Here is a 26,745-nt window from a genome sequence, read left to right on the forward strand (position 1 = left end):
GGTGGTCCTGCGCTCGATCCTCCTGTTCCTGGCCGCGGCGGTCTGCGAAATCGGCGGCGCGTGGCTGGTGTGGCAGGGCGTCCGCGAACACCGCGGCTGGCTGTGGATCGGCGGCGGGCTGCTGGCTCTCGGCGTGTACGGCTTCGTGGCGACGCTGCAGCCGGACGCCCACTTCGGCCGCATCCTCGCGGCGTACGGCGGCGTGTTCGTCGCGGGCTCGCTGGCCTGGGGGATGGTGGCGGACGGTTACCGCCCGGACCGCTACGACGTGCTCGGGGCGCTCCTGTGCCTGGCCGGGGTCGCGGTGATCATGTACGCGCCCCGGACGGGGTAACGGCGGGCGCCGTGGCCCGATAGATCACCGTGACCGAGATGTCCTTTCCGCCCGCTCCGCCGTCCGCGCCGAACCGCTCCGCCGTGTCCAAGGTGCTCCTGCTGATGATCGCCGTCGCGGTGCTCGGCGCCGGCGCCGGTGGGTACGGCTTCGGCCGGCTGATGCTGGGGTACCAGGCCTATACGCAGGTGAGTGGGAACATGAGCCCGACCCTCGCGTCCGGAGACCGGCTCGTCGTGCGTCAGGTGGACGGCGTGGAGGTGCACCGCGGAGATCTCGTCGCCCTCGACATGAGTGCGTACGCCGATTCGCCCCGCGACGGAATCAGTGTCGTCCGCGTGGTCGGCGTCGCCGGGGACACGGTCGCCTGCTGCACCGACGAGCACCTTTCGGTCGACGGCAAGCCGATCACCGAGCCCTACATCACTCCCGGCTACGAAGGTCTCTTCGAGTTCTCCGCCAAGGTGCCCGAGGGCGCGATCTTCGTCGAAGGGGACAACCGGGGCAATTCCGACGACTCACGGTTCGGCGGCCCGGTGCGGTTGTCCGGCGTCACCGGGATCGTGGTCGCCACCGGCACGGTCGTCACCCCGAAGCCGCTGACCCCGGTCACCTCGTTCACCGACGCGGGCCTGCCCGGAACGCCGTACTCCGATGGGACTTTGACCGGCTTGCGGTGGTGGATCCTCGGCGGGTTCGTGCTGTTCGTGGCCGGCATCACCGGAGTGATCGTGACCGCCGTCCGGAACGCCGGAAGACGACGAAAAGCAGCCGCAGCCCCACCAATGCGCTGATCACCAGCAGGTTGTAGCCGAACACCTGGTGCAGCCTCAGGTCCGCCGCGATGCGCGGCCCGCCGTCGCCGGCCAGCAGCAGGACGGCCATCAGGCCGGTCGCCGCGCCGACGAAGGCCAGCAGGACTTCGTGGACCAGGCTCGTGACGACGTCGCGGTCGCGCTCGTCGGAGAACAGCCGGACGTTCACCGACAGCCGGCCCTCCTCGAGGGCGGCGCCGATGCGGTCGACGCGGCGGGGGATGCGGCGCAGCACCGGCAGCAGCGCCAGGACTTCGGTGAGCGCGGTGTGGCGCAGCGAGTCCGGCCGCAGCCGGGCGCCCACCTGCTCGACGGCGAACGCGCGCGACTCGGCCACGACGTCGAACGCAGGATCCAGCGCCGCCAGGGTGCCCTCGACCGTGGCCAGCGCCCGGAACACGGCGGCGACCGGCGGCGGCACGCTCAGCCGGAAGTCCGCGACCACGCGGAACAGCCCGGTGAACAGGTCGAGGCCGGCGGCGCGCCCGGGCCCGAAGTGCCGGGCGACCAGGGCGCCGAGGGCGCGTTCGAGGCGCTGCTCGTCGATGTCGTCCGTGCGGTCGACGATCTCCAGCAGCCCGTCGCGCAGGGCCGCCGGGTCGCCGCGATCGAGGGCCAGGACCAGGTTCTGCAGGCCGCCGCACAGCCCGGCGTCGAGCCGGCCGACCGAGCCGAAGTCGAGCAGCCCCAGGCGGCCGTCTTCCAGGACCATGAGGTTGCCCGGGTGCGGGTCGGCGTGGAAGACGCCGCCGATCATCACCTGGTCGAGCAGGCACCGCAGGAGCGACCGCGCGAGCCGCTTGCGGTCGGCCGCCGGCGCCGTCTCGAGAGGCCGGCCCGCCAGCCGGGACATGACGAGGACGCGTTCGGTGGACAGTGCCTTGTGGACGGTCGGCAGGACGACGTCCGGGCCGGAAGCCGCGGCCACAGCGGTGATGTTGCGGGCCTCGATGGTGAAGTCGAGCTCCTCGGTGAGTGCTTCGGCGAACCCGTCGGCGAGCTCGGCGACCCCGAGCGAGCGCGCCCAGTCCGCGCGCTCCTCCAGCGCCGCGGCGACGCGCCGGACGATGTCGATGTCGCGCTCGGCCTGCTCCCGCACGCCCGGGCGCTGGACCTTGACGACGACGTCCTCGCCGCCGCGCAGCTTCGCCCGGTAAACCTGCGCGACCGACGCGGTGGCCAGCGGTTCCGGGTCGAACTCGGCGAAGACGTCGTCGGGTGAGCCGCCCAGTTCCTCGGTCAGCACCGCCCACACGGCGTCGGCCTTCGCCGGTGCCACCTGGTCCTGCAGCTTGCCGAGCTCGTCGAGGAACACCGGGGGCAGCAGGTCCGCGCGCGTGGAAAGCACCTGGCCGAGCTTCACGAACGTGACGCCGCCTTCCTCCAGCGCGCGGCGCAGGGAGCGGGCGAGCTTGGCGTGCCGGCCGGGCGCGAGATCGGGGTCGCGGCGGCCGGCGAGGTAGCGCCCGAGGCCGTGCTTGACGGCGATCCGGCTGATCTGCGAGTACCGGCGGGCGCGCGCGATCTTGGCGCCGATCGCGCGCGGCCGGAACCCGCCTGGCAAGGCCATTTCGGCGACGAAGAGGAAGATCAGTGTCGCGAGGAAAGCGCTGCCCGCCAACGGAATCAGCAGCCCGACGGCCGCGCCGCCGTTGTGCAGCAGGGAAACCGGGAACGCCTGGCCGATGCCGCCCGCGACGAGCCAGCCGAACGCGGCGCCGCACAGTGCGCGGACGGCGCCGATCCGGACCCCGAGCACCCGCCGCGACGCGACGACCAGCGGCCAGAGCACGAGTGCGTAGAGGGGGAGGGTCAGCAGGCCCAGCAGGACGTCCATGCCGCAGAGCAGACCACGCGGGCCGGGCCGGCCGGCTCATCCGGCGGCGGGACCGGGCTCCCTCCCGGGAGGGAGCTACTTTCGGCCGTGGCCCGGATCGCTCGTGGGCTTCTAACCTGATCGCGCGGACCACGGTTGAATGTTCTCTGAAACGGACCTGAGGAGACACGATGAACGGACGCGTGCTCGGCCGGATCGTGGCACTGGCCACGGCGGTCGCGGCCCCGCTGGGCGTGGGGCTCGCCGTCGCTCCCGGCGCTTCGGCGGCCGCCGTCACGACGCTGTACTACAGCTCGTCGGGCGCACCGGACTACCTCGCGCAGATCGACCAGGGCGCGGCCAACTGGAACGCCGCGGTCACGGACGTGAAGCTGGTCAAGCGGAGCTCGGGGGCGACGATCACGTTCCACGAGATCCACAGCGGCGGTTCGTACACGAACACGAACGGCCACGGCCGCGGCGACATCTACCTGGACACGAGCCAGGTGGCGGAGGGCTTCGACCCGACCCGCATCGCGGCGCACGAACTGGGCCACAACCTCGGGCTGCCGGACCACTACACGGGCCCGTGCACGGAGCTGATGTCCGGCCACGGCCCGGGGACGGCGTGCAAGAACGCGAAGCCTTCGTCTGCCGAGGCGGCGAAGGTGCAGTCGCTGTGGGTGAACGGCTTCGCGGCTTCGGAGCTGCGCAAGGTCGCCTTCTAGCTCACCTTCGAGCGCCCCAAGGTGGCCTTGGGTGCGTCTGACGCACCGAAGGCCGCCTTGGGTGCGTCAGACGCACCGAAGGCCACCTTGGGGCGCACTGCTGTCAGCGGTCGAACCCGGCCCGGCCGCCCCGGCAGGGGGACGACGGATTCGGTGTCGCGAATGAGTCATTCGCGGCGTCGGATCGTGGGCGTGGGCTGGGAGCCGGTGCACAGCCGCGGCAGAAGCCAGGCGGTGGAAGCCGGGTGGCCGAACCGCGGCGGCGTCCATCCCGAGAGGGAGGCGGCCGACGGCGCTGCCTGCGAAGATCGACCGGTGCGCGTACTCCGCCCCCTGACGAGCAAGGCGACCTACCGCCGCTGGGTGTACCTCGTCCTCGGCGGTGCCATCAGCGTTCCCTACCTGCTGTTCTCCGCGGTCGCCGTGCCGTCGCTGCTGCCCTTCGTCACCACCCTCGAGCGCGCCACCCTCGTCGGCGGGCTGCTCACCCTGGTCGTCCTCGGCGGCACCGCCTTTCTGCCCGCCGTGCACGTCCTCGAGTCCACCGCCGTCCGGGAACTGCTCGACGATCCCGTGCCCGGCGCCCCCGCGAAACCGCGGACCCGGCCGGGGCGGCGGCGGGCCGCGGGGATGTTCGTGCTGCACGTCGTCGCCGGGTTCGTCGTCAGCTTCTTCAGCCTGGCCGCGCCCGTGGCCGTCGGGATCTCGGTCAGTGCCGTGTTCACCGGGCACCTCTTCCAGACCGCCGGGAGCGACGAGGTCACCGTGCCGACGGGCTGGCCCTCCGTCTGGCTGCCCGTCGTGTTCCTCGTCGCCACCGTGCTGCTGATCTACGCCGTCCGGGCGATCGGCGCCGGGCTGCGGAAGGCCGCGGTCCGGCTGCTCGGGATGACCGCCGCCGACCGGATCGCCCAGCTGGAACGGCGCACCGGGCAGCTCGCCGAACGCAACCGCCTGGCCCGGGAGCTGCACGACTCGGTCGGGCACGCGCTGAGCGTCGTCACCGTCCAGGCCGGGGCCGCCCGGCGGACGCTGCGCACCGACCCGGACTTCACCGAACGCGCGCTCGGCGCGATCGAGGAGTCCGCCCGCACCGCGCTCGACGACCTCGACCACGTCCTCGGGCTGCTGCGCGACGAGGCGGCCGGCCGGACGCCGCAGCCGGGGCTGGCCGACCTGGAGACCCTGCTCGAAACGACGCGGCTGGCCGGCACCGACGTCACGGCCGAGCTCGGCGGTGACCTGGCCGCGGTGCCCGCGGTGGTGTCGCGCGAGGTCTACCGGATCCTGCAGGAATGCCTGACCAACGCGGTGCGGCACGCCGGTAGGGTCCCGGTGACGGTGGTCGTCGACGTCGCGGCGCACGGCCTCCTCGCCCGGGTCGCCAACCCGCTGGGGGCCGGCTCCGGCCGCACCGGCGGCGGCCGCGGCCTGCGGGGGATGACCGAGCGGGTCGAGGTGCTCGGCGGCGCGCTGTCGGCCGGGCGGGTGGACGAACGGTGGGAGGTCGTGGTGCGGGTGCCGTGGGGGAGCGGGCGATGACCGCCGGGGTGCTGCTGGTCGACGACGAGCCGCTGATCCGCGCCGGGCTGCGGGCGATCATCGACAGCGAGGACGACCTGAGCGTGCTCGGCGAGGCCGCCGACGGCGCCGAGGTGCCCGGGCTCGTGGCCCGGCTGCGCCCGGACGTCGTGCTGATGGACGTGCGGATGCCCGCGGTCGACGGGATCCGCGCCACCACGCACCTGATGTCCACGATGGACAGTCCGCCGAAGGTGATCGTGGTGACCACCTTCGAGAACGACGACTACGTCTACGACGCGCTGGTCGCCGGCGCCAGCGGGTTCCTCCTCAAGCGGGCGCGGCCGGAGGAGATCGTCGCGGGAATCCGGACGGTGGTGGCGGGGGAGTCGCTGCTGTTCCCGGCGGCGATCCGCCGTCTCGCCGCCCACCACGCGCCGGCACCCACCGGTGACGGCCTGGCGCGGGCCGGGCTGACCGACCGCGAGCGCGAGGTGCTGCGGCTGATGGCGTCCGGGCTGTCCAATGTGGAGATCGCGGGCGAGCTGTACCTGGGGATCCAGACGGTGAAGACCCACGTCGGCAACGTGCTGGCGAAGCTGGGCGCGCGGGACCGGACCCAGGCGGTGATCCGGGCGTACGACTCGGGGTTCGTGACGCCGGCGGGTTAGCGCGCCCCTCCGTCACGGGCCCGATCCGCCGGCTCGCTCACCCGGCACGCTCCAGGTTGTTACTGCTGGTACGGCCCACGCGGCGGCTGGTACCCCGGCGGCGGGGCTTGCTGAAACCCCTGCGGCGGCGGGAATCCCTGCTGCTGGTGCTGATATCCAGGCTGCTGCGGGAACTCCTGCGGGGCCGGGAATCCCTGCGGCTGGTAGCCCTGCTGCGGGTATCCCGGCGGCGGACCGAAGCCGGTCTGCTGCCCGGGCACGGTACGGCCGGCCCGGCGCCGGACCGCGACGACCAGCCGCCACCCGCACAGGGCGCCGATTCCCGCGCCGATCCCGACCGTGACCCACCGGCCGCCGTTGTTGAAGGTGTTCGCGCTGTCGATCGATTCCTGGCGCTTCTCTTCGTAGGTCTCGGTGCTCGTCTGGCCGTACTGGGTCCTCTCGCAGGTCTGCCCCGGCCGCATCTCTTCGCTGCCGCAGAGCACCTTGGAGTTGGGATCCCCGGAGCCGAACAGGCCGAGTGACACCAGCCCCAGCCCGAACAGCAGGCCGATCGACCACCACACCACGCTTTTCACTGCATTTCCCCTCTGCAACACCCCGGTCAGCGGACATATCAGACCATAGACCGAGCTGTGACGCACACGCTTCCGACGTCACTGGCCGCTTCAGGACACGTTCCGGTCGAGGACGGCGTGGATCGCCGCGGCCATCGCCGCCGGGTCGCCGTCGCCCGGGCGCAGCACCAGATCGGGTGACGACGGACGTTCGTACGGCGCGTCGACCCCGGTGAACCCCCGGATCTCGCCCGCCCGCGCCTTGGCGTACATCCCCTTCGGGTCCCGCGCCTCGCACACCTCCAGGGGCGTGTCCACGAAGACCTCCACGAACGGCAGATCCGCGGAGATCGCTCGAGCCGAAGCGCGGTCGGCCGCATACGGGCTGATCAGCGACGCGATCGCCACCACGCCCGCGTCCGCGAACAGGCGCGCCACCTCCGCCACCCGGCGGACGTTCTCCGCGCGGTCCGCCGGGCTGAACCCGAGGCCCTTGTTCAGCCCGTGGCGCAGGTTGTCGCCGTCCAGGAGGTAGGCCGGGCGGCCCGCGGCGACCAGCCGGCGTTCCAGCTCGAGCGCCACCGACGACTTGCCCGACGCCGAGAGCCCGGTCAGCCACACCGTGGCGCCCCGGGTCGGCCGGTCCTCGCGCCGCACCGCCGCGGTGTGCCAGACGATCGGGGACGCCGCGGCGCCGGTGATCATCCCGGCCGCGACCGTGTCGCCGGTGTGGTCGTCGACCAGCAGGAACCCGCCCGTGGCCCGGTTGCGGCGATACGGGTCGAACAGCAGCGGGGCGCGCGTGCGCAGCCGGATGCGGCCGATGTCGTTCAGCGACAACGATTCCGCGGAGTCGCGGTGCAGGGTGGTGACGTCGAGCCGGTAGTCCAGCCGCTCCACCGAACCGCGGGTCTCGGTGGTCGTGTGCCGGACGACGTAGGAAGCGCCCGGCGTCAAGGAAGCCCGCGGCGAGAACCAGCACACCAGCGCGTCGACCTCGTGGGCGGACTCCGCGCGGTTGCCCGGGCGGCACAGCATCGCGCCCCGCCCCAGGTCCAGGTCATCGGCCAGCTCGACCGCCACCGCCTGTCCGGTGAAGGCTTCGGAAAGCGGTGTCCCGCCCGGCCCCCACACCGCCCGGACCGTGGACGTGAACCCCGACGGCAGCGCCACGACCTCGTCGCCCGGCTTGAACACCCCGCCGGCGATGGTGCCCGCGTAGCCGCGGAAGTCCGACCGGCGGATCACGTACTGCACCGGGAACCGCGCGTCGATCAGGTTGCGGTCGGACGCGACGTGCACCTCCTCCAGCTGGTGCAGCAGGGAAGTTCCTTCGTACCAGGGCATGCTCGCGCTGCGGTGGACGACGTTGTCGCCGTGCAGCGCCGAAACCGGGACGAACGTCAGGTCGGCGATGTCCAGTTTCATCGCGAACCGCCGGAAGTCCTCGCGGATCTCGTCGAACCGCTCCTGCGACCAGCCGACGAGGTCCATCTTGTTCACGCACACCACGAGGTGCCCGATCCCGAGCAGCGACGCGAGGAACGCGTGCCGCCGCGACTGTTCCAGGACGCCCTTGCGCGCGTCGACCAGGACCAGGGCCAGGTCGGCCGTCGACGCGCCGGTCACCATGTTCCGCGTGTACTGCAGGTGCCCGGGGGTGTCCGCGATGATGAACTTCCGCTTGGGCGTGGCGAAGTAGCGGTGCGCGACGTCGATCGTGATGCCCTGCTCGCGCTCGGCGCGCAGGCCGTCGGTGAGCAGCGCGAGGTCCGGGTAGTCCTCGCCGCGGTCCCGGCTGGCGCGCTCGACGGCGGCGAGCTGGTCGGTGAAGATCGCCTTCGAGTCGAACAGCAGCCGCCCGATCAAGGTGGACTTCCCGTCGTCCACGCTCCCGGCCGTGGCGATCCGCAGCAGCTGCATCAGAAGTAGCCTTCCCGCTTGCGGTCTTCCATGCCTGCTTCGGAAATCCGGTCGTCCGCACGGGTCGCCCCGCGTTCGGTGACGCGGGTCGCGGCGACCTCGGCGACCACTTCGGACGGTGTCGCCGCCGACGATTCGACGCAGCCGGTACACGTCGCGTCGCCGACGGTCCGGAAGCGCACGGTCGCCTCGTACGGCGTCTCTCCGTCCACAAGGGACAGGAAGCGCGTGGCCGCCAGCAGCATGCCGTCCCGCTGGACCACCGGGCGCCGGTGCGCGTAGTAGAGCGGTGGCAGGGCGATTCGCTCGTCGCGGACGTACTGCCAGATGTCCAGCTCGGTCCAGTTCGACAGCGGGAAGACGCGGATGTGCTCGCCGCGCCGGTGCCGCCCGTTGTAGAGGTTCCACAGTTCCGGGCGCTGCGCCCGCGGATCCCACTGGCCGTGTTCGTCGCGGAAGCTGAACACGCGCTCCTTCGCGCGGGCCTTCTCCTCGTCGCGTCGGGCGCCACCGAACACGGCGTCGAAGCCGCCCTCGCGGATCGCCCGCAGCAGCGTGACCGTCTGCAGCCGGTTGCGGCTGGCTCCCGGACCGGTCTCCTCGACGACGCGGCCGGCGTCGAGGTCGTCCTGCACGCTCGCGACGTGCAGCCGGAGGTTCAGCGCGGCGACGGTCTCGTCGCGGAACCGCAGCACCTCGTCGAAGTTGTGGCCGGTGTCGACGTGCAGCACGGGGAAGGGCAACGGCGCCGGCCAGAACGCCTTCGCGGCGGCGTGCAGCATCACCACGGAGTCCTTGCCGCCGGAGAAGAGCAGCACCGGGCGTTCGAAGGTCGCCGCGACCTCACGGAAGACGTGCACGGCCTCCGCTTCGAGCGCGGCCAGGTGCGATAGCTCGTACGAGGTCACGGACACTCGAAAAAAGTAGAACATGTTCTTGTCATCGGTCAAGCGGTGCGGGACCCTGGGGACATGGACCTGGTCGTACTCGAAGAGATCAAGCGGCTGAAGTACCGGTACCTGCGCGGCGTGGACCTGAAGCTGTGGGACGAGGTGGCCGACACGTTCACCGTCGACGCCACGGCCGACTACGGGACGCACGCCGTGGGCGGTGACGGGAAGAAGTTCGAGGGGCGCGACGCGATCGTCGAGTTCCTCACCGAGAGCCTCGGCAACGGCATCATCACCGTCCACCACGCAGGTCAGCCCGAGATCGAGGTCGACGGCGACACCGCGACCGGGCGGTGGTCGTTCACCGACAAGGTCATCGTCCCCGACCACAAGGTGATCATCGAGGGCGCCGCCTTCTACGAGGACACCTATCGCCGCGAGGCCGACGGCGCCTGGCGGATGACGCACATCGGGTACGTCCGGACCTACGAGTCGATGCTCTCGTGGGCCGACGACCCGGGCTTCCGGCTGCTCGCGAACCGCTGGGCCGTGCCGGCATGATCGAGAACGAGTTCTCGTTGACCCGGCCGTTCGCCGACGCGATCGCCGAGGCCGAGAAACTGATCGCCGAAGCCCCGCCGGCGCAAACCGAGCAAGGCCTCCTGGAGGGCTACGACTACCTCGCCGGGAGCATCCGCGCGTCGCTGCAGATGGCCTGGGCCTACCAGCGCGACTTCCCGTACTTCACCGCGTCCACTGGGCCGTACACGAAGATGGGCCTGGACAACCCGGACACCCTCTACTTCAACGCGAACATCCGCGCCGACCGCGAGTACCTGGTCACCGGCGTCCGCGGGACCACCGCCGACCTCAGCTTCCAGATCCTCAACGGCGACTACTCGCCGGTCGTGGTGCCCGACAGCCTCGCCGCGTTCGACGACCGCGCGATCGAAATCGGCGAAGACGGCCGGTTCGCACTGCGCTTCGGCCCGGCTCGCGAGAACCCGGGACCCGACTACTTCGTGCTGGGCGAGGGCTCGTCGATGCTCGTCGTCCGCGAGGTCCACAGCGACTGGGCGACCGAGAAGCGCGGCGAGATCCGCATCCGGTGCGTCGACACGGCGGGCCACGCGCCGCCGGTGCCGGACCGGTCGGCGATGGCCAAGCGCTACGGCGTCACCGGCAAGATCCTGCTGAGCCGGCTCAGGACGTTCCTGGCCTTCCCGAAGTGGTTCTACGACAACCTGCCGGTGAACACGATGACCGAGCCGCGCTCGACGCCGGGCGGGCTGACCACGCAGTTCTCCTCGGCCGGGCACTACGAGCTGGGCGACGAAGAGGCGATGGTCGTCACCGTGCCGAAGTGCGCGGACGCGCCGTACCAGGGCATCCAGCTGGGCAGCCTCTGGTACGTCTCGCTGGACTACATCAACCACCAGACGAGCCTCACCGCGGATCAGGCCCGCGTCGACCCGGACGGCAAGATCCGGTTCGTCATCAGCGAGCGCGACCCCGGCGTGGCGAACTGGCTGGAGCGCACCGGGCACGAGCGCGGGTACGTCCAGATCCGCTGGCAGCGGCTCGCGCGGGACCTCGGCCCGGCCGACGGACCGGTCGTCGAGGTGGTCAAGGTGGACGAGCTACCGGACCGGCTGCCGTTCCACGACGAAGCGCGCGTGACGCCGGCCGAGTGGACGGCGCGGATCGCGGCCCGGCAGGACGCCGTCGCCGCCCGGATGCTGGGGTGAGCGTGGAGAACCTCCTGCAGGGCAAGGTGGTCGTGGTCTCGGGTATCGGCCCGGGGCTCGGCCGGTCCATCGCCGTGCGCAGCGCGCTGGCCGGCGCGGACGTCGTGCTCGCCGCGCGCACCGAGTCACGGCTCACCGAGGTCGCGAAGGAGGTCACCGACCTCGGGCGGCGCGCCGTCGCGGTCCGCACCGACATCGACGACGAGGACTCCGCCGCTCACTTGGTGAGCGAGGCGGTCGAGGCGTTCGGCCGGGTGGACACGGTGGTGCACAACGCCTTCGCGGTCCCGCCGCTGACCGATCTGGCCACTGTGGACCTCGACGCCGTCCGGGCCGGGTTCGAAACGGCCGGGATCTCGGTGCTGCGCCTGACCCGGCTGTTCCTGCCCGCGCTCAAGGAGAGCAAGGGCTCGCTGGTGATGATCAACTCGGCGGTGCTGCGGCATTCGCGGCGCACGTTCGGCGCCTACAAGATGGCGAAGTCGGCGCTGCTGTCGCTCTCGCAGAGCCTCGCCAGCGAACTCGGGCCCGACGGCATCCGGGTCAACACGGTCGCGCCCGGGTACATCTGGGCACCGAACCTCAAGTGGTACTTCGCCTACCTGGCCAAGGAACGAGGCACCACGCCGGAGGAGATCTACGCCGAAACCGCGTCCACGACAGACCTGCGGAAGCTGCCGGAGCCCGATGAGATCGCCGACGCCGTGGTGTTCCTCGCCTCGCCGATGGCGCGCGCGATCACCGGGCAGTGCCTCGACGTCAACGGCGGCGAGTACCACCACTAGGAGGATCCATGCTCCCCGGCCGCGAAGACGTCGGCACCGTCGAGGACCTGCACGCGTCGGCCACCAAGCTCACCGGGCTCGGCGACTTCGGTGACGACGAGTACGTCGAAGGCCTGCGCGTGCTGCTGGAGTCGTACGAGGCCGACGAGGACCTCACGCCGTTCGGCAACAAGGTGCACCGCGCGATGCTGCGCGGCGCGCTCGTCGCCCGGCTGCTCAGCGAGGCCGGCTGGAAGCAGCACCCGGCGTCGGCTTCCGTGGCGATCGAGCGGCCGATCTTCGTCACCGGCCTGCCCCGCACCGGCACGACCGCGCTGCACCGGCTGCTCGCCGAGGACCCGGGGCACCAGGGCCTCGAAGTCTGGCTCGCCGAGGTCCCGCAGCCGCGGCCGCCGCGCTCGACGTGGGCGGAGAACCCGGTGTTCCAGGGGATCCAGGCCGGGTACGAACGCCACCACGTCGAGCACCCGGAGTTCATGGGTGTCCACCACATGTCCGCGGACCAGGTGGAGGAGTGCTGGCAGCTGCTTCGCCAGTCGATGCGGTCGGTGTCGTTCGAATGCCTCGCGCACGTGCCGCGCTACTCGCGCTGGCTCGCGAAGCAGGACTGGGCGGACGCCTACGCCCGGCATCGGCGGAACCTGCAGCTGATCGGGCTGCCGGACGCGGGCAAGCGGTGGGTGCTCAAGAACCCGAGCCACCTCTTCGCCCTGGACGCGCTGATGGCCGCGTACCCGGACGCGCTGGTGATCCAGACCCACCGCGCGCCGAGCACGATCATGGGCTCGATGTGCAGCCTCGCCGAGAAGGCGGCGGACGGCTGGTCGGCGAAGTTCCGCGGCGAGGTGCTGGGCAAGTCCCAGCTCGACCTGTGGGCCCGCGGCGCCGACGAGTTCCACGCGGCCCGCGCCCGGTACGACGCGGCCCAGTTCTGCGACGTGCGCTACGAGGACTTCGTGGCGGACCCGATCGGCACGGTGTCCACAGTGTACGACCACTTCGGACTGACGCTGACCGGCGACGCGCGGGCGGCGATGACCGCACTGCACACGGAAAGCCGCTCGGGTTCGGCGAAGCCCGCGCACAAGTACAGCCTGGCGGACTTCGGCCTGGCGCCGGAGGAGGTCGACGAGCGGTTCGCAGGCTACCTGCGCGCGTACTTCTGACCGGCGGTGATCGGCTTTCAGCGCTGACGCGCGTCGCGCCGGTAGGCGTAGTGGATGAGTCCTTCGTGGAGCTTGCCCACCTTGTCGTACAGCGCCCGAGCCGGGGCGTCTTCCAGCGTGTTCCAGTAGAGGCCGGGGAAACCGTGCTCCTCGGCGTCCCGCGCCACCCATTCGATCACGGCCGTCGCGACACCCCGCCGCCGGACTGCCGGGTCCACGAACAGGTCCGCCAGGTAGCACTTCCCGGCGTACCAGACACTCGCGTGGAACAAGTAGTGCGCGATACCGACCATCCGGCCGTCCAGCCAGGCGGCGACGCCGCGGATCCGTTCGTCGTCGAGCAAGCGCCGCCAAGTCCGTTCGTAGGCGTCGTCACCGCGTTCGACGGCGAAGTAGGTGTCCTTGCCCCGGGCCAGCGGTTCCCAGGAGGCACGGTCGGATTCGGCCAGGAAGCTGATCTCCACCATGCGGCTCATCCTGCCGCACCGTCGGAGCCCGCGGCACCACCCTAACCCGCGGCGGCCTGCAGGCCGCGGGTGCCGATGCCGCGCAAGACTTCGACGCGGTCCGAGCCCGGCCGGCCGAGCACCCAGCTCGATCCCGGTACCGCCTTGGCGCGCTTCTTCAACGGCGCCAGCAGCCGCGAAACCTCCTGGTACGACCGGATCGAGCCGCTCGCGCAGACCAGCGTCGCCAGGGACACCGTCACCGGCATGCCGTCGGCCGTCCAGTGGCGGTCCAGCAGGGCGCCCGCCACCGTCGCGATCTCGTCGACGTCGCAGACCACCAGGAAGTCGTCGCCGCCGACGTGGCTGACCCGCATCCGGCGCAGGCCGCCGCCCAGCTCGGTGAGCGCGCCGCCCAGCTCGCGGATCAGGTCGTCGCCCGCGGCGAACCCGGCCGTGTCGTTGACCGCCTTGAACGCGTCGATGTCCAGCCACGCGGCGACGAACGGCTCGCCGATCGTGATCCGGCGGGCGACGTCGCGGGCGACCGTGTCGCTGCCCGGCAGCCGCGTCAACGGGTTGAGCGCCGCCGCGGCCTCGACCTTCGCCTCCGCCACGCCGCGCACCACCTCGGTCACCAGCACCACGCCGAGGCAACGGCCGGCCTCGTCGACCACGACGACGTCGTCGCCGGTGCGGCCCCAGTCGGCGTCGGTGACCAGCTCGAGGAACTCCATCGCGCCCGCGCGGGCCTCGATCGTGTGCGGGGTGTCCGCGAGCCGCGCCGCCGGGCGCTTCGCGTGCAGCGCGTGCCCGTACGGCCCGGTGACCGCGACCAGGAACCGCGTCCGGTCGACCGACCAGCGCGGCCGGTTCTGCTCGTCGACGCCGATGACGCCGCTCGGCGCGTCCGCCGCCGCCAGCGTTTCCCGGACGTCGTCGCAGGTCGCGGTGTCCGGCAGCGTCGTCGCCGGGCGGAGGAAGTCGCCGACGCACTGCGCCGGACCCGGCGCGCGCGTGGCGGTTGAGGAGCGCGTGCGCAGCGCCGGGGCGGGGCCGGCGGCCGTGGGCGGGGCGAGCAGGGTGCCCTGCGCGATCCGGATGCCGAGGCCGCGGACGGCGTCGAGCTGGGCGCCGGTCTCCACGCCGGTCGCGACGAGCCGGGTGCCGGTGCGGTGGGTGTAGTGCAGCAGCGCCTCGACGAGGGCGGCCGGCGCCGGGTCGTCCGGCAGGCCGCGCAGCGCCGTGCGGTCGAGCTTGACCAGGTCGACCGGCGCCTCGACGAGCAGGCCGAGCGGCAGGTCGCCGCGGCCGAGGCCGTCGAGCGCGAGCCGGAAGCCGAGCTCGGTGAGCGTCCGCATCCCGGCGAGCGCGCGCTCGGCGGGCAGCGGCGTGAACGGCGGGCCGACCTCGAGGACGATGTCGCGGGTGCGGCGCCCGGCGTCGCCGAGTGCTTCGAGGAGGTCGTCGTACATCGCCGGCGGCGCGGCGAGGGTGCGGGCGGAGAGGTTGAGGTGCAGGGGGAGCGACGACTCGTCCTGCCGGACGGCGGTGATCGCGAGCCCGAGGTCGACCTCGGCGAGGCGGCCGTCGCGGCGGGCCTGCGTGAGCAGGTCCGGGACGGTACCCCGGCCCGGCCTGGCCAGCGCTTCGTGAGCCACGACGCCTCCCGTTTGGAGGCTGTACAGCGGCTGGAAAGCGAAGCGGACCGCGCGTGGCGACTTCACGCCCCGATCGTCGCGGGTCGGGCGCCGAAACGAAACGGATGTCGACTGATGTTCACCGCCGATACCCGGATCGGAGTAACGCAGGGTGACATCGGCCACTTGTTCAGAGTTGACTTATATAAGTCTGTGCTTGTATTTTGGCGGGGTGCACGCGTTCGACGTCCTCGGTGACCCGGTCCGCCGCCGGATCCTGGAGCTGCTGGCCGACGGCGAGCGGGCGGCCGGCGCGGTGACCGAGGTGATCCGGACCGAGTTCGGCATCTCGCAACCCGCGGTGTCCCAGCACCTGAAAGTGCTGCGCGACAACGGTTTCGCGGTCGTCCGCCAGGACGGGACGCGGCGGCTGTACGCGGTCGGGCACGCGCCGCTGCGGGACGTCGACGCCTGGCTCGACCGGTTCCGCCGGTTCTGGACCCCGCCGCTGGACGCACTGGCCACCGAAATCGCCCGTGGCAAGCGTGCCCGGCGCCGTAGCGAAGAAGGAGAAGGATCGTGATCGAGGTCAACCACCAGATCAGTGCCGTCCGCAGGACGGTCGGCCGCCGCGTGCTCGAAGCGGGGGAGGCGCGCGTCATGACCATCAGCCAGGTCTACGACACCGACGTCGACGACCTGTGGGACGCCTGCACGAACGCCGAACGCATCCCGCGCTGGTTCCTGCCGGTCAGCGGCGAGCTCAAGGTCGGCGGGAAGTACCAGCTGGAGGGCAACGCGGGCGGCACGGTCGAGCGCTGCGACCCGCCGAAGAGCTTCACCGCGACGTGGGAGGCCATGGGCGGCGTCAGCTGGATCGAGGTGCGGCTGGCGCCCGAAGGCGACGGCACGCGGTTCGAGCTGGAGCACGTCGCGCACGTCGACGACCACTGGGAGCAGTTCGGCCCGGGCGCGGTCGGCGTCGGCTGGGACATGGCGCTGACCGCCCTCGTCCGGCACCTGGCCGCCGACCCCGGGTACGTGGTCGACCCGGCCGAGGCGATGGCCTGGATGGCGTCCCCGGCGGGCGTCGAGTTCGTGACGTCGGCGAACGAAGCCTGGTACGAGGCCCACGTCGCGGGCGGCGAAGACCAGGCGACGGCCCGCGCGCAGGCGGACCGCTGCCTGGCCGCGTACACAGGCCAGCCGGAGGCTTAGCGCTCGCCGGTCTTGACCGCGGTCAGGGTGATCACCGCGTCGGCCGGGACCTCGGTGCCGGCCGCCGGGTCCTGGCCCGTCTGGACCCAGTTGCGGTCGATCACCAGCATGCGGCCCTGGCCGGTGCCGTCGACCTCGCGCAAGTTGTAGAGGCCCGCGCGCTGCATCGTGTCCTGGGCGTCCTGGTGGTTCATGCCGGAGACGTCCGGGACCTTGACCCGCTTGGCCGGCTCGGAGGTCGGGGCCGGTGCGGCGGAGGTCGTGGTTTCGGCGCCGGTCGCGACTGTGGTGGCGGTCGACGCAGGGCTGCCCGCGGGCCCGGCGCCGCAGGCGGCGAGCCCGGTGCCGAGCACCAGGGCGGCGGCGAGGCGAATCGGGCGGTTCATGGCGGCTCCTCTTCCTGAGGTGGATACCCCTTCAATCGATCCGCGAACTCGTGACGTTGCCCATCGATCGGGTGAACCGGAGGCCGCCGGATAGGGTCGGCGCATGGATCAGGGCAGTGAGCAGACCGACCCGAGGGTGCTGCGGCGGGACCCCGCCGTCCACACTGCGAATGCCGGCGGGTTCACCGACCTGGCGACCAGCCCGTTCCGGATCGACCGCGACCGCATCGCCGCGTCCCCGTTCTTCGCCCGGCTCGGCGGCGTCACGCAGGTCGTCAGCGCCGGCGGTGCCGGGCTGCTGCACAACCGGCTCACCCACAGCCTGAAGGTCGCGCAGGTCGCCCGCGCCATCGCCGAGCGGATCACCGCCGGGGACGACGCCGGCCTCGTCGACAAGCTGGGCGGCTGCGACCCGGACGTCGCCGAGGCCGCAGCGCTCGCCCACGACCTCGGGCACCCGCCGTTCGGGCACCTCGGCGAGCAGACGCTCGACCGCATCGCCCGGCACCGCTTCGGCCTGGCCGACGGCTTCGAGGGCAACGCCCAGACGTTCCGCATCATCACCACGACCGACGTGCGCGGGCCGTCGGCGACCGGGCTCGACCTGACCACGGCGGTGCGCGCGGCCGTCCTGAAGTACCCGTGGCTGCGGCTGCACCACCCGGCGCCGCACCCGTCCGCGATGGCCGTGCCGCCGCGCGGCGCCGGCGAGCCGGCCGAGGCGCCCGGCACCGGCGCGGCCAAGTTTTCCGCCTACGCCACCGAACTCGACGACTTCGAGCAGGCGCGCGCGGCGTTCGCGGGGCGCGTCGAAGGCTGGCAGCAGACCGTCGAAGCGTCCGTGATGGACACCGCCGACGACATCGCCTACGCCATCCACGACCTGCAGGACTTCCACCGCATCGGCGTCCTGCAGCACGCGCCGGTGGCGGCGGAGCTGGGGGAGTGGCTCGAGCACGCGGGCGAGCTGGCCGCGCTGGACGACGAGACGCTGCACGCGGAACTGCGCCGGCCGGGCCGGTCGCTCGAGCGGGTCCGCCGCCGCATGCACGTCAAGGACGCGTGGATCGTCGACGACGACGCGTTCGCCGCCGCGGTGACCCGGGTCCGCGCGGAGCTCGTCGACGGCTTGCTGGCCGCGGAGTTCGACGGCTCGATCGAAGCGGAGCAGGCCACGGCGGCGTTCTCGACGAACTGGACCGCGCGCCTGGTCGACGGCGTGTTCGTGCTGGCGTCCCCGTCCACCCGCGCCGGCCACGTGTCGCTGCGCCCCGCCCAGTGGCACGAGGTGCAGGTGCTGAAGTTCGTGCACCGCCGGTTCGTGCTGCTGCGCCCGGACCTGGCGTTGCACCAGCGCGGGCAGGCGGGCGTGGTGTCGAGCCTCGTCGACGCGCTCGACGCGTGGCTGGCCGACCGCGACGAGGTTTCCCGGCTGCCGCGGCGGTTGCACGACCTCGTGGAGCTGGCGCACGCCGAGTACACGGGGCTGGCGCGCTCGGCGCCGGAGCTGCTCGTCGGCGCGACCGGGGAGCCGGTGTCCGGACCGGACGCGGTGCGCGGCCTGGCTCGCGGCCGGGCGGTGGTGGACTTCGTGGCTTCGCTGACGGACAAGCAGGCCGTGACCCTCTTGGACGCGCTGTCCGGGCGGGCCGCCCAGCCGTGGTCGGACTCGTTCGTGTTGTGACCGACGGCTGTCCGGTTCTTGTCCGGTCCGGTAATCCCGTGCAGTGATATCGCTTGACGCGGCTCGTCCGTTTCGTTCGCCCTGTAACGGTTGTGCGGTTCCGCTGAACGGCCTACGACTTACGGTCCATTCGGGAAATTACCCATCCGATGTCACTCGAACGGCCGCTGCTTACCGGGAACTCACAGTACTTAGCTTGATCCTGCCGGTGATCACCGGCGATCGGTCAGCGTGAGTCGGGGCACGCGCCTGGAGACAATCGGAGGGCGCACGTGCGTCGTACCCGTTCCACGAGATCGAGATCCACTGTGCTCACAGCCGGGGCCGCGGCGTTGCTCGCCGCCCTCGGCCTCGTGTCGCCGCCCGCCGCGGGCGCCGCCACCGCGTCCACACCGGACACGTTCAGCGAAGTCGCCCAGCAGCAGATCGCCGCCCTGCAGGCGGTCAAGGCGGGCCGCACCGCCGCCGAGTCCAAAGTGGACAGCAACCTCCTCGCCGCGCAGAAGGGCGTCACCAAGCAGCTCACCGCGCTGCAGTCCGGTGCCCAGGTCTCGTCGGCCGGCACCGTCCTGGTCGACATCCGCGCGAGCAAGGTGACGCCGGACCTCATCAGCGGGCTGACCAAGGCCGGGGCGGGCATCCGCGCGGTGTCCGACCGGTACGCCAGCGTCCGCGCCGAGGTGCCGCTGAACCAGCTCGCCGCGATCGCCGCCCGCGGCGACGTCAAGCGCGTCGAGCAGGCCGACCAGGCCATGACGGCCCGCGAACTGGCCACCCCGGCGACGACGCCGGCCAAGACCGAAACCAAGCAGCAGAAGGCCGACCGCATCGCCGGCGAGCTGCAGAAGGCCGTGGCGAGCAAGTCGCAGCGCAGCGCCGCCGCGGCCGCCACGCTGACCAGTGAAGGCGATCGCGCCCACAACGCCGACATCGCGCGCCAGCAGTTCGGCGTCACCGGCGTCGGCGTCAAGGCGTGCGCGCTGTCCGACGGCATCGACTCGCTGGCCGCGTCGCAGGCCAAGGGCGAGCTCCCGCCGAACGTCGACGTCATCGCCGGGCAGGAGGGCGACGGCGACGAAGGCACCGCGATGCTCGAGATCATCCACGACCTCGCGCCCAACGCCGCGCTCGGCTTCGCCTCGGCGTTCAACTCCGACGCCAGCTTCGCGGACAACATCCGCAAGCTGCGCTTCGAGTCGCACTGCGACGTCATCGTCGACGACGTCATCTACTTCAAGGAATCCCCGTTCCAGGACTGGATCATCGCCCAGGCCGTGAACGACGTGACCGCGGACGGCGCGCTGTACTTCTCGTCGGCGGGCAACGAGGGCAACGTCGCCGACGGCACCGCCGGGCACTGGGAAGGCGACTTCGTCGACTCCGGCAAGTCGGTCGGCAAGTTCGCCGGCACCGCGCACAACTTCGCCGGCACCGCGGGCAACCAGATCTACGAGCCCGTCTCCGACGCCTCTTCGGCCGGCGTCCCGGTGACGCTGCACTGGTCCGACCCGATCGGGCACTCGGCGAACGACTACGACCTCTACCTGCTCAACTCCGCGGGCGGCGTGGTCAGCTTCAGCCAGAACGTCCAGGACGGCACGCAGGACCCGTTCGAGATCCTGCAGACGCCGGCCTTCGGCGGCACCGGGCTGCGCCTGGCCGTCGTGAAGTTCTCCGGTGAGGCCCGCTACCTGTCGCTGTCCGCGCTGCGCGGCCGGTTCAAGGACTCGGCGGACGGCCTCAAGGCCTTCACCACCCCGGGTGTCACGGTCGGCCACTCGGCCGCGCGGGACGCCTTCAGCGTCGCGGCGGCTCCGGCGGCCAAGGCCTTCGGCCGGGCTCTCGAGCCCGGTGACCCGGCCAACCCGGCGGGCCCGTACCCGGCGGCGTTCAGCGGCGCCACGAAGGCCGAGCGGTTCACCTCCGACGGCCCGCGCCGCGTGTTCTACGAAGCCGACGGCACGCCCATCACCCCGGGCAACGTGTCCTCGACCGGCGGCGAGGTCCGGAACAAGCCGGAGATCACCGCGGCCGACGGCGTGCAGACCAGCGTGACCGGGTTCAACCCGTTCTTCGGCACCTCGGCCGCCGCGCCGCACGCGGCCGCCATCGCCTCGCTGGTGCTGTCCGGCAACCCCGGCCTGCCGCCGTCGGAGGTCCGTGAAGCGCTGATCAACACCGCGATCGACATCGAAACCCCGGGCCGCGACAACTTCACCGGCGCCGGCGTCATCCTCGCGGACAAGGTGCTCGCCTACACCGGCGCCAGCCCGCAGCCCCTCGCGGTGGCGAAGCAGCCGACGGTCACCCCGGCCGACGGCGGCTCCGCGCTCGACCCGGGCGACACGGCCAAGGTGACCCTGCCGGTGACCAACGACGGTGACGGCACCGCCGTGTCCACCAGCGTCGTGCTCTCCAGCCCGACCCCGGGTGTCACGGTGGCGCCGCGGTCCAAGTCCTACGGCACCATCAGCCCGGGACAGACCGGCGTCAACGACTTCACCATCACCGTCCCGGCGACGCAGCAGCTCGGCGCGCCGGTCGTCCTGAACGCCCGCGTCACCTTCGCCGGCGCGCACTCGCCGACGACGTCGACGTTCTCGCTGCCGGTCGGCACCCCGTCGCCGGTCGCGCAGGACTTCGCCTACACCGGCGCGCCGGTGGCGATCCCGGACAACAGCCCGGTCGGCGCGTCGGTGACCATCCCGGTCACCGGGGTCGGCCGCGCGTCCAAGGTGAGCTTCTCCGTGGACGGCACCACCTGCAGCACCGGGACCGCCTCGACCACCGTGGGGCTGGACCACACCTACGTCGGTGACCTGGTCGGCTCGCTCACCGCGCCGTCCGGGGCCAAGGCCACGGTGTTCCAGCGCAACGGCGGCTCGGGCAAGAACCTGTGCCAGGTCGTCTTCGCCGACACCGCGGCGGCCGCGTTCAGCACGGTGACCTCGGCCAACGCGCCGTTCACCGGGACGTGGCGGCCGACGCAGCCGCTGACCGGTGGCCTGGCGGGCGCGGCGGTCGACGGCACGTGGACGTTCTCCGTGGTCGACGCGGCGGGCGGCGACGCCGGCTCGATCCGCGCGGTCGCCCTGCACATCAACGGGTTCGTGCAGCCCCCGGCGGCCGGAGCGCCGTCGAACGTGCGGGGATACACGAACAACGGGCCGGTGCACCCGCTGTAACCGGCATCGAGTGAACTGAACCACCCGTACGGGGCCGTCGCGGCGACGCGGCGGCCCCGTACCGTTTCCCCTATGGCGAAGCCCCGGCAGGTCGCGGGCGGCGGCCGCGCGGTGGAGGTACCGCCCGACCGGCTGGCCGGCTGGTTCGACCGCTTCTCCGCCCGCCACGAAGGTGCCGTCGCGACCGAGGTCGCGAAGCGCGCGGTGCGCGTGGTGGCCGCCGACGGCGCCACCGCGACCGCGACCGTCCCTTTCGGACCGCTGGAAGCGCCGTCCGGGACGTTCGACGGCCTGGTCGTCGACGCGCTCCTGGCCCACGCGCTGGTGTCCCGGCGGATCGCGCTGGTGCTGGTGCGGCTGGGTGGCCACAGCGTCGGCGTCGCGCGCGGGGGCCGTGTCGAGCTGTCGCGCACCGGGCGGCACCTCGTGCACGGCCGTTCGGCCGCGGGCGGCTGGTCGCAGCAGCGCTTCGCCCGGCGCCGCGCGGGCCAGGCGCGCCACGCGCTCGAGGACGCGGCGAAGGACGTCTTCGAAGTGCTCCTGCCCCGGCTGTCCGAAGTGGACGCCGTGGTGCTCGGCGGCGACCGGCGGGCGTTGGACGCCCTGGGGGAGAACCGCCGGCTGGCGCCGCTGTTCGCCCGCGCCGAGCCGCGGGTGCTCGACGTCGGCGAGCCGAGCCGGGCCGTGCTGGACGAAGCCGCCGTGCGGGCGCTGTCGGTGCAGGTCACGCTGCACGACGGGTGAGACCGCACACGTCCGGAAAATCCGGTGGACCCCGGCCCGTACACTGGTCTCCGTGGATATCCAGCTGGAGTGACGCCGCCGCCGGTCGACCCGACCGGCCGTTCGACGCTGTCCTCCGTTCACCCCCGTCCACGGGAGTTCCCCTTGATCACGGCCACCGGCCTTGAGCTGCGCGCGGGTTCGCGCATCCTGCTCAACGGCGCGTCCATCCGCATCCAGTCCGGCGACCGCATCGGCCTCGTCGGCCGCAACGGCGCGGGCAAGACCACCTCGCTGAAGGTCCTCGCCGGCGAGGGCGAGCCGCACGCGGGCGAGGTCCGCCGCAGCGGCGAACTCGGCTACCTGCCGCAGGACCCGCGCGAAGGTGATCTCTCGGTCACCGCGAAGGACCGCGTGCTCTCCGCGCGCGGCCTCGACAAGCTGATGCGCGACATGGAGAAGGCACAGGCCTCGATGGCCGAGCTCGTCGACGACGCCGCGCGCGACAAGGCCATCAACCGCTACGCCCGGCTCGAAGAGCGCTTCTCCTCGCTCGGCGGGTACGCCGCGGAGAGCGAAGCCGCGCGGATCTGCTCGAACCTCGGCCTGGCCGACCGGATCCTGGCGCAGACGCTGCAGACGCTGTCCGGCGGGCAGCGCCGCCGCGTCGAGCTGGCGCGGATCCTGTTCGCCGCGGCCGAAGCCGGCGCCGGCGGCAAGTCCGAGACGATCCTGCTGCTCGACGAGCCGACCAACCACCTCGACGCCGACTCCATCAACTGGCTGCGCGGGTTCCTCAAGCAGCACGACGGCGGCCTGGTCGTGATCAGCCACGACGTCGAACTGCTCGCCGACGTCGTCAACAAGGTCTGGTTCCTCGACGCCACCCGCGGCGAGCTCGACCTGTACAACATGGGCTGGCAGCGCTACCTCGACGCGCGCGCGACCGACGAGAAACGCCGCCGCCGCGAGCGCGCCAACGCCGAGAAGAAGGCGTCGGCGCTGCAGCAGCAGGCCGCGAAGCTCGGCGCGAAGGCGACGAAGGCCGTGGCGGCCAAGAACATGGCCCGCCGCGCCGAGCAGATGCTCTCGGCGCTCGACGAGACCCGGGTGGCCGACAAGGTGGCCCGGATCAAGTTCCCGGAGCCCGCGCCGTGCGGCCGGACCCCGCTCACCGCCGAGGGCCTCTCGAAGTCGTACGGCTCACTGGAAATCTTCACCGGGGTCGATCTCGCGATCGACCGCGGTTCGAAGGTCGTCGTACTCGGGCTGAACGGCGCGGGAAAGACCACTTTGCTCCGGCTCCTCGGCGGAATGGAAACTCCCGACACCGGGGAGATCGTGCCGGGTCACGGAATGCGCTTGGGCTATTACGCACAGGAACACGAAACTCTTGATCATGATGCGTCGGTGTGGGAAAACATCCGACATCTCTCCCCGGACACCGGTGCTCAGGAGTTGCGGAACCTGCTCGGCTCGTTCCTCTTCACCGGCGAACAACTCGACCAGCCCGCCGGCACGCTTTCCGGCGGCGAGAAGACCCGGCTCGCGCTCGCGGGCCTGGTCTCCAGCGCTGCCAACGTCTTGCTCCTCGACGAGCCGACGAACAACCTGGACCCGGCCAGCCGGGCCCAGGTCCTGGACGCTTTGCGGAGCTTCGCCGGTGCCGTCGTGCTGGTCACGCACGACCCCGGCGCCGTCGAGGCGCTGGAGCCGGAGCGGGTCATCCTGCTGCCCGACGGGACCGAGGACCACTGGTCGGCGGACTATCTGGAACTTGTCCAGCTTGCGTGACTCTGTGCGTCCATTCGGGTGCAAGATCGTTGCGACCGAGCACTGGAATGGCCCAATGTGATCGCAGTTTCGGCTGTTTTACGTCTGTCGTCTGGCATTCCGGCGCTCAGTGTTCGATCATTGCCCCGGCAGGGGCCGATATGTGGCCCAGAACACTCTCGGCGGGAAGGCGATCGACGTGGCTGATCTCAAGAAAGGCGCGCGGATCACCGGCAACACGCGCGACAAGCTGGCCGCTGACCTGAAGAAGAAATACGAGAAGGGCTCGAGCATCCGGGCACTCGCGGAGTCGACGGGGCGTTCCTACGGGTTCGTCCACCGCGTGCTGTCGGAGTCCGGGGTCCAGCTGCGGGGGCGCGGCGGGGCCACGAGGGTCAAGAAGAAGTAGTCACGAACTGCTGCGCGGGGGGCGCGCAGTGGAAGCTTCGGCCACGCGGAACGTCAGGTGGGCCCCGAGCAGGACCAGCGGGTACACCAGGTAACCGTAGCGGGTGGCCGGGGTGAGCAGGATCAAGGCGCCGAGTCCGACGGCGATGCGCAGCAGTGCGCCGGAGCCGTTCGCGGGGGGCCGGCGCACCAGCCAGACGACCATCGCCACGGCCGCGGCGCCGACGAGCGCGAACGCCGCGACCTGGCCCACCGGGCCGATCCCGGCGATCAGGTGGCCCGGCAACGGGCTCGCCGCGGGCGAGCGCACGGCGCCCATCCCGAGCGGAAACCGGAAGACGTGTTCCACGAACGCCGCCGGGTCCACGAGGTACACCGGCAGGTGCAGTGCGGCCGTGGTGGCCACCAGCGCTGACCCGAACCGGCCCACGGCGGGCCAGTCGAGCCCGGTTTCGCGGCCGACCCGGCCCCGGCGTACCAGCACGAACACCGCCAGGACCGCGGCCGCGGGCGCGACGATGAGCTTCGCGCTGACGACCAGCGCCAGCACCAGGCCCGCCCAGGCGGCCCGCCCGGTGGCGGCGAGCGCGCAGGCGAGGACCAGCAGCCCGACGATCGCCAGGTCCGGCCCGGCGACGGCCCAGGTGAGCGCGGTGAGCGGGCAGGCCAGCGCGAGCTGGGCGGCGCCGACCGGCACCTTCGGCCACTTCAGCAGTTTCAGCGTGCCCAGCACGCACGCGCAGGCGGCCAGGGCGAACATCCAGCGGGCGTCGGTGAGGGCGTCGCCCAGCGGCGTGCCGCCGAACAGCGCGCGCGGCAGCCCGAAGACGGCCATCACCGGCCCGTAGGGGGTGTAGTCGTTGACTTCCGGTGCCCGGCCGAGCGCGGTGACGTCGACGTACGGCGTTCCGTGGTGCAGCAGCAGATCCGCGGACCGCTCGATCACCCAGACCTCGGGCTGCGCGGCCCACGAGAACGGCGTGATCAGCCAGTCCACTCCGGTCAGCCGCCGGATCACCAGAAGCAGCAACGGAAGGATCATTGCCAACAGGCCGACGGCGGCGATCCCGCACCAGCGCGAGCCGAGCAGGCCGCGGGGCGTGCGCCCGGTTCGTGCGGACAGCAGCAGCCACCCGCTGTGCAGCGCGCCGAGGGCGTAGGCGACGGTCGCGAAGTTTCCCCAGACGCGGTAGCCGTAGAACTCGGACTTGAGCGCGGTGGGCAGGGCGAAGGCCAGGCAGACGAGGTAGAAGCCGAGGTCCCACCGCAGCGGCGCCCGGTCGAGAGTGACCGCGGGGGCCGTGAAGAGCCGTGCCGCGCGCCGCCGTGCGGGCGCCCGGCCCACCTCCGTTTCCACGTCGCCAGGCTACCGACGGGCCGGGTGCCCGGTTCAGCCGACGCCTCGCAGGCCCGGCAGCGTCCCCGCGGCGGCCTCGGCGCGGGAGCGGCTGGGGCGGTCAGGCCAGTTCTCGCAGGCGGGGGAGCAGCTCCGCGGCGGCCTCGGCCGCTTTGACGACGTTGTCAGGCCCGGCCGGCATGAGGACCAGCTCGGTGAAGCCCGCCTCGACGTAGTCGCGCGCGAGCCGCACGGCACCGTCCGCATCGGACGGCAGCCGGAACTGCACGGCGCGGCGGACCGTCGCCGGGTCGCGGCCGACCGCCGCGCAGTGCTCGTCCAGTACGCGCGAAAGCCGTTGCAGCTCGGTGATTTCCGTGCCCGGCAGGGCGGCGTTGAGCCACACGTCGGCGTGTTCGGCGACGACGCGCAGGCCGAGCTTCTCGCCGCTGCTGCCCAGCCACAGCGGCGGCTTCGGCTGCCGGGGCTTCGGGTCGCTGCGCGCGCCGGTCAGCGTGTAGTGGCGGCCACGGTAATCGGTTTCCCCGTGGGTCCACAGCAGACGGAGGATTTCGCAGGTCTCGGCCAGTCTTTCGACGCGTTCGACCGGTGGCGGCGTCGGCGTGCCCATCATCGCGTCGGTGTACGCGTCCCCGCCGGCGCCCAGGCCGACGTCCAGCCGGCCGCCGGAAAGGTGGTCGACGGTCGCGGCGATCTTCGCGAACGTGCCCGGGTGGCGGTTGGTGGTGCCCGAGACCAGACATCCGATGCGCAGCCGCTGCGTCGCCTCGGCCATCGCCGCGAGGAGTGACCAGCCGTCGAAGACGTCGCCGGTGCGGTCCGGGCCCATCGGGGCGAGGTGGTCGAAGACCCAGCAGCCGTCGAAGCCGGCGTCGTCGGCGATGGCCCAGATCTGGCGGAGCGCCGCGATGCCGATGTGCTGCTGCGGTGGCTTGAGGCCGACGGTGACCACGATGTCCTCCTGATTATCA

At 72.1% G+C, this 26,745-nt stretch carries 25 protein-coding genes; 16 read left to right on the top strand and 9 right to left on the bottom strand.

The features are described 5' to 3' along the window. The first annotated feature begins 1 nt into the window (after position 1). Both ACZ4TR_RS26640 and lepB read left to right on the top strand, forming a co-directional pair. The gene (locus ACZ4TR_RS26640; RefSeq protein WP_465289490.1) at positions 2 to 334 is read left to right on the top strand and encodes a YnfA family protein; all 333 of its coding nucleotides are present in this window, start codon (positions 2 to 4) and stop codon (positions 332 to 334) included. Positions 335 to 372: 38 nt separating this feature from the next. Continuing rightward, positions 373 to 1,128, top strand: a complete 756-nt coding sequence (gene lepB / locus ACZ4TR_RS26645) for a signal peptidase I (RefSeq protein WP_465289491.1) — start codon at positions 373 to 375, stop codon at positions 1,126 to 1,128. Here the strand turns inward: lepB and ACZ4TR_RS26650 are convergent. After that, positions 1,052 to 2,986 (bottom strand): ABC1 kinase family protein, encoded by a 1,935-nt coding sequence (locus ACZ4TR_RS26650; protein ID WP_465289492.1) that lies wholly within the window; start codon positions 2,984 to 2,986, stop codon positions 1,052 to 1,054. The two genes, lepB and ACZ4TR_RS26650, sit on opposite strands and share 77 nt — an antisense overlap. A gap of 170 nt (positions 2,987 to 3,156) precedes the next feature. On the opposite strand from ACZ4TR_RS26650, the gene ACZ4TR_RS26655 reads away from it, so the two are divergent. The 3 genes from ACZ4TR_RS26655 (at position 3,157) to ACZ4TR_RS26665 (ending at position 5,885) form a co-directional block, all read left to right on the top strand. After that, complete coding sequence (locus tag ACZ4TR_RS26655; RefSeq protein WP_465289493.1) at positions 3,157 to 3,693, top strand: snapalysin family zinc-dependent metalloprotease; 537 nt, start codon at positions 3,157 to 3,159, stop codon at positions 3,691 to 3,693. A gap of 315 nt (positions 3,694 to 4,008) precedes the next feature. Then, on the top strand, positions 4,009 to 5,235 hold the full coding sequence (locus tag ACZ4TR_RS26660; protein ID WP_465289494.1) for a sensor histidine kinase: 1,227 nt from the start codon (positions 4,009 to 4,011) through the stop codon (positions 5,233 to 5,235). Further along, the gene (locus ACZ4TR_RS26665; RefSeq protein ID WP_465289495.1) at positions 5,232 to 5,885 is read left to right on the top strand and encodes a response regulator; all 654 of its coding nucleotides are present in this window, start codon (positions 5,232 to 5,234) and stop codon (positions 5,883 to 5,885) included. Before ACZ4TR_RS26660 ends, ACZ4TR_RS26665 begins: the two co-directional genes overlap by 4 nt. Before the next feature lie 59 nt (positions 5,886 to 5,944). Here the strand turns inward: ACZ4TR_RS26665 and ACZ4TR_RS26670 are convergent, their stop codons facing one another. The 3 genes from ACZ4TR_RS26670 to cysD form a co-directional block, all read right to left on the bottom strand. Further along, positions 5,945 to 6,463, bottom strand: coding sequence for a hypothetical protein (locus tag ACZ4TR_RS26670; protein ID WP_465289496.1), 519 nt, complete (start codon positions 6,461 to 6,463; stop codon positions 5,945 to 5,947). Positions 6,464 to 6,553: 90 nt separating this feature from the next. Then, the gene (cysC, locus tag ACZ4TR_RS26675; protein WP_465289497.1) at positions 6,554 to 8,365 is read right to left on the bottom strand and encodes an adenylyl-sulfate kinase; all 1,812 of its coding nucleotides are present in this window, start codon (positions 8,363 to 8,365) and stop codon (positions 6,554 to 6,556) included. Further along, positions 8,365 to 9,297 (bottom strand): sulfate adenylyltransferase subunit CysD, encoded by a 933-nt coding sequence (gene cysD, locus ACZ4TR_RS26680; protein ID WP_465289781.1) that lies wholly within the window; start codon positions 9,295 to 9,297, stop codon positions 8,365 to 8,367. Before cysD ends, cysC begins: the two co-directional genes overlap by 1 nt. A gap of 39 nt (positions 9,298 to 9,336) precedes the next feature. Between cysD and ACZ4TR_RS26685 the strand changes: the two genes are divergently transcribed. The 4 genes from ACZ4TR_RS26685 to ACZ4TR_RS26700 are packed head-to-tail and all read left to right on the top strand — an operon-like array spanning position 9,337 to position 12,954. Further along, positions 9,337 to 9,816: a nuclear transport factor 2 family protein gene (locus tag ACZ4TR_RS26685; protein WP_465289498.1), complete on the top strand. Its 480-nt coding sequence runs from the start codon at positions 9,337 to 9,339 to the stop codon at positions 9,814 to 9,816. Next, positions 9,813 to 11,003: a hypothetical protein gene (locus ACZ4TR_RS26690; RefSeq protein ID WP_465289499.1), complete on the top strand. Its 1,191-nt coding sequence runs from the start codon at positions 9,813 to 9,815 to the stop codon at positions 11,001 to 11,003. Before ACZ4TR_RS26685 ends, ACZ4TR_RS26690 begins: the two co-directional genes overlap by 4 nt. Continuing rightward, entirely contained in the window at positions 11,000 to 11,788 is a 789-nt protein-coding gene (locus tag ACZ4TR_RS26695) for an SDR family oxidoreductase (protein ID WP_465289500.1), read from the top strand. Before ACZ4TR_RS26690 ends, ACZ4TR_RS26695 begins: the two co-directional genes overlap by 4 nt. Positions 11,789 to 11,796: 8 nt before the next feature. Next, entirely contained in the window at positions 11,797 to 12,954 is a 1,158-nt protein-coding gene (locus ACZ4TR_RS26700) for a sulfotransferase family protein (RefSeq protein ID WP_465289501.1), read from the top strand. A gap of 17 nt (positions 12,955 to 12,971) precedes the next feature. Here the strand turns inward: ACZ4TR_RS26700 and ACZ4TR_RS26705 are convergent, their stop codons facing one another. Both ACZ4TR_RS26705 and ACZ4TR_RS26710 read right to left on the bottom strand, forming a co-directional pair. Then, a complete protein-coding gene (locus ACZ4TR_RS26705; protein ID WP_465289502.1) occupies positions 12,972 to 13,430 on the bottom strand; it encodes a GNAT family N-acetyltransferase in 459 nt (152 codons plus the stop codon). 32 nt (positions 13,431 to 13,462) lie between these two features. Then, positions 13,463 to 15,127 carry a GGDEF domain-containing protein gene (locus tag ACZ4TR_RS26710; RefSeq protein WP_465289503.1) on the bottom strand — a complete coding sequence of 555 codons (1,665 nt, stop codon included), beginning with the start codon at positions 15,125 to 15,127 and terminating at the stop codon, positions 13,463 to 13,465. Between the two features lie 145 nt (positions 15,128 to 15,272). Here ACZ4TR_RS26710 and ACZ4TR_RS26715 point away from each other — a divergent pair, with 145 nt between their 5' ends. Beyond that, positions 15,273 to 15,623, top strand: coding sequence for an ArsR/SmtB family transcription factor (locus ACZ4TR_RS26715; protein ID WP_364517549.1), 351 nt, complete (start codon positions 15,273 to 15,275; stop codon positions 15,621 to 15,623). Next, positions 15,620 to 16,258, top strand: a complete 639-nt coding sequence (locus ACZ4TR_RS26720; protein WP_465289504.1) for an SRPBCC family protein — start codon at positions 15,620 to 15,622, stop codon at positions 16,256 to 16,258. The genes ACZ4TR_RS26715 and ACZ4TR_RS26720 overlap by 4 nt, the downstream gene beginning before the upstream one ends. Here ACZ4TR_RS26720 and ACZ4TR_RS26725 read toward each other — a convergent pair. After that, on the bottom strand, positions 16,255 to 16,644 hold the full coding sequence (locus tag ACZ4TR_RS26725; protein WP_465289505.1) for a PASTA domain-containing protein: 390 nt from the start codon (positions 16,642 to 16,644) through the stop codon (positions 16,255 to 16,257). The genes ACZ4TR_RS26720 and ACZ4TR_RS26725 overlap by 4 nt on opposite strands. 103 nt (positions 16,645 to 16,747) lie before the next feature. Between ACZ4TR_RS26725 and ACZ4TR_RS26730 the strand changes: the two genes are divergently transcribed. The 5 genes from ACZ4TR_RS26730 (at position 16,748) to ACZ4TR_RS26750 (ending at position 24,418) form a co-directional block, all read left to right on the top strand. Continuing rightward, complete coding sequence (locus tag ACZ4TR_RS26730; protein ID WP_465289506.1) at positions 16,748 to 18,328, top strand: deoxyguanosinetriphosphate triphosphohydrolase family protein; 1,581 nt, start codon at positions 16,748 to 16,750, stop codon at positions 18,326 to 18,328. A gap of 308 nt (positions 18,329 to 18,636) precedes the next feature. Then, a complete protein-coding gene (locus tag ACZ4TR_RS26735) occupies positions 18,637 to 21,513 on the top strand; it encodes a S8 family serine peptidase (RefSeq protein ID WP_465289507.1) in 2,877 nt (958 codons plus the stop codon). A gap of 72 nt (positions 21,514 to 21,585) precedes the next feature. Next, positions 21,586 to 22,257, top strand: coding sequence for an acVLRF1 family peptidyl-tRNA hydrolase (locus ACZ4TR_RS26740; RefSeq protein ID WP_465289508.1), 672 nt, complete (start codon positions 21,586 to 21,588; stop codon positions 22,255 to 22,257). Between the two features lie 144 nt (positions 22,258 to 22,401). Next, positions 22,402 to 24,030, top strand: coding sequence for an ABC-F family ATP-binding cassette domain-containing protein (locus ACZ4TR_RS26745; RefSeq protein ID WP_465289509.1), 1,629 nt, complete (start codon positions 22,402 to 22,404; stop codon positions 24,028 to 24,030). Positions 24,031 to 24,208: 178 nt separating this feature from the next. Beyond that, a complete protein-coding gene (locus ACZ4TR_RS26750; RefSeq protein ID WP_003071237.1) occupies positions 24,209 to 24,418 on the top strand; it encodes a helix-turn-helix domain-containing protein in 210 nt (69 codons plus the stop codon). On the opposite strand, the gene ACZ4TR_RS26755 is transcribed toward ACZ4TR_RS26750, so the two are convergent. Continuing rightward, positions 24,419 to 25,687 carry a glycosyltransferase 87 family protein gene (locus ACZ4TR_RS26755; protein WP_465289782.1) on the bottom strand — a complete coding sequence of 423 codons (1,269 nt, stop codon included), beginning with the start codon at positions 25,685 to 25,687 and terminating at the stop codon, positions 24,419 to 24,421. Between the two features lie 187 nt (positions 25,688 to 25,874). Then, positions 25,875 to 26,726 (bottom strand): LLM class flavin-dependent oxidoreductase, encoded by an 852-nt coding sequence (locus ACZ4TR_RS26760; protein ID WP_465289510.1) that lies wholly within the window; start codon positions 26,724 to 26,726, stop codon positions 25,875 to 25,877. Positions 26,727 to 26,745 lie beyond the last annotated feature (19 nt).

Source organism: Amycolatopsis sp. NPDC028719 (assembly GCF_055565395.1).

Excerpts from the sequence above, each read along its gene's own strand:
- ACZ4TR_RS26655 (WP_465289493.1), top strand. The coding sequence starts at position 3,157 with ATGAACGGACGCGTGCTCGGCCGGATCGTGGCACTGGCCACGGCGGTC.
- ACZ4TR_RS26730 (WP_465289506.1), top strand. The coding sequence starts at position 16,748 with ATGGATCAGGGCAGTGAGCAGACCGACCCGAGGGTGCTGCGGCGGGAC.
- ACZ4TR_RS26685 (WP_465289498.1), top strand. The coding sequence starts at position 9,337 with ATGGACCTGGTCGTACTCGAAGAGATCAAGCGGCTGAAGTACCGGTAC.
- ACZ4TR_RS26665 (WP_465289495.1), top strand. The coding sequence starts at position 5,232 with ATGACCGCCGGGGTGCTGCTGGTCGACGACGAGCCGCTGATCCGCGCC.
- lepB (WP_465289491.1), top strand. The coding sequence starts at position 373 with ATGTCCTTTCCGCCCGCTCCGCCGTCCGCGCCGAACCGCTCCGCCGTG.
- ACZ4TR_RS26740 (WP_465289508.1), top strand. The coding sequence starts at position 21,586 with ATGGCGAAGCCCCGGCAGGTCGCGGGCGGCGGCCGCGCGGTGGAGGTA.
- cysD (WP_465289781.1), bottom strand. The coding sequence starts at position 9,297 with ATGTTCTACTTTTTTCGAGTGTCCGTGACCTCGTACGAGCTATCGCAC.
- ACZ4TR_RS26650 (WP_465289492.1), bottom strand. The coding sequence starts at position 2,986 with ATGGACGTCCTGCTGGGCCTGCTGACCCTCCCCCTCTACGCACTCGTG.
- ACZ4TR_RS26690 (WP_465289499.1), top strand. The coding sequence starts at position 9,813 with ATGATCGAGAACGAGTTCTCGTTGACCCGGCCGTTCGCCGACGCGATC.
- ACZ4TR_RS26725 (WP_465289505.1), bottom strand. The coding sequence starts at position 16,644 with ATGAACCGCCCGATTCGCCTCGCCGCCGCCCTGGTGCTCGGCACCGGG.
- cysC (WP_465289497.1), bottom strand. The coding sequence starts at position 8,365 with ATGCAGCTGCTGCGGATCGCCACGGCCGGGAGCGTGGACGACGGGAAG.
- ACZ4TR_RS26700 (WP_465289501.1), top strand. The coding sequence starts at position 11,797 with ATGCTCCCCGGCCGCGAAGACGTCGGCACCGTCGAGGACCTGCACGCG.
- ACZ4TR_RS26705 (WP_465289502.1), bottom strand. The coding sequence starts at position 13,430 with ATGAGCCGCATGGTGGAGATCAGCTTCCTGGCCGAATCCGACCGTGCC.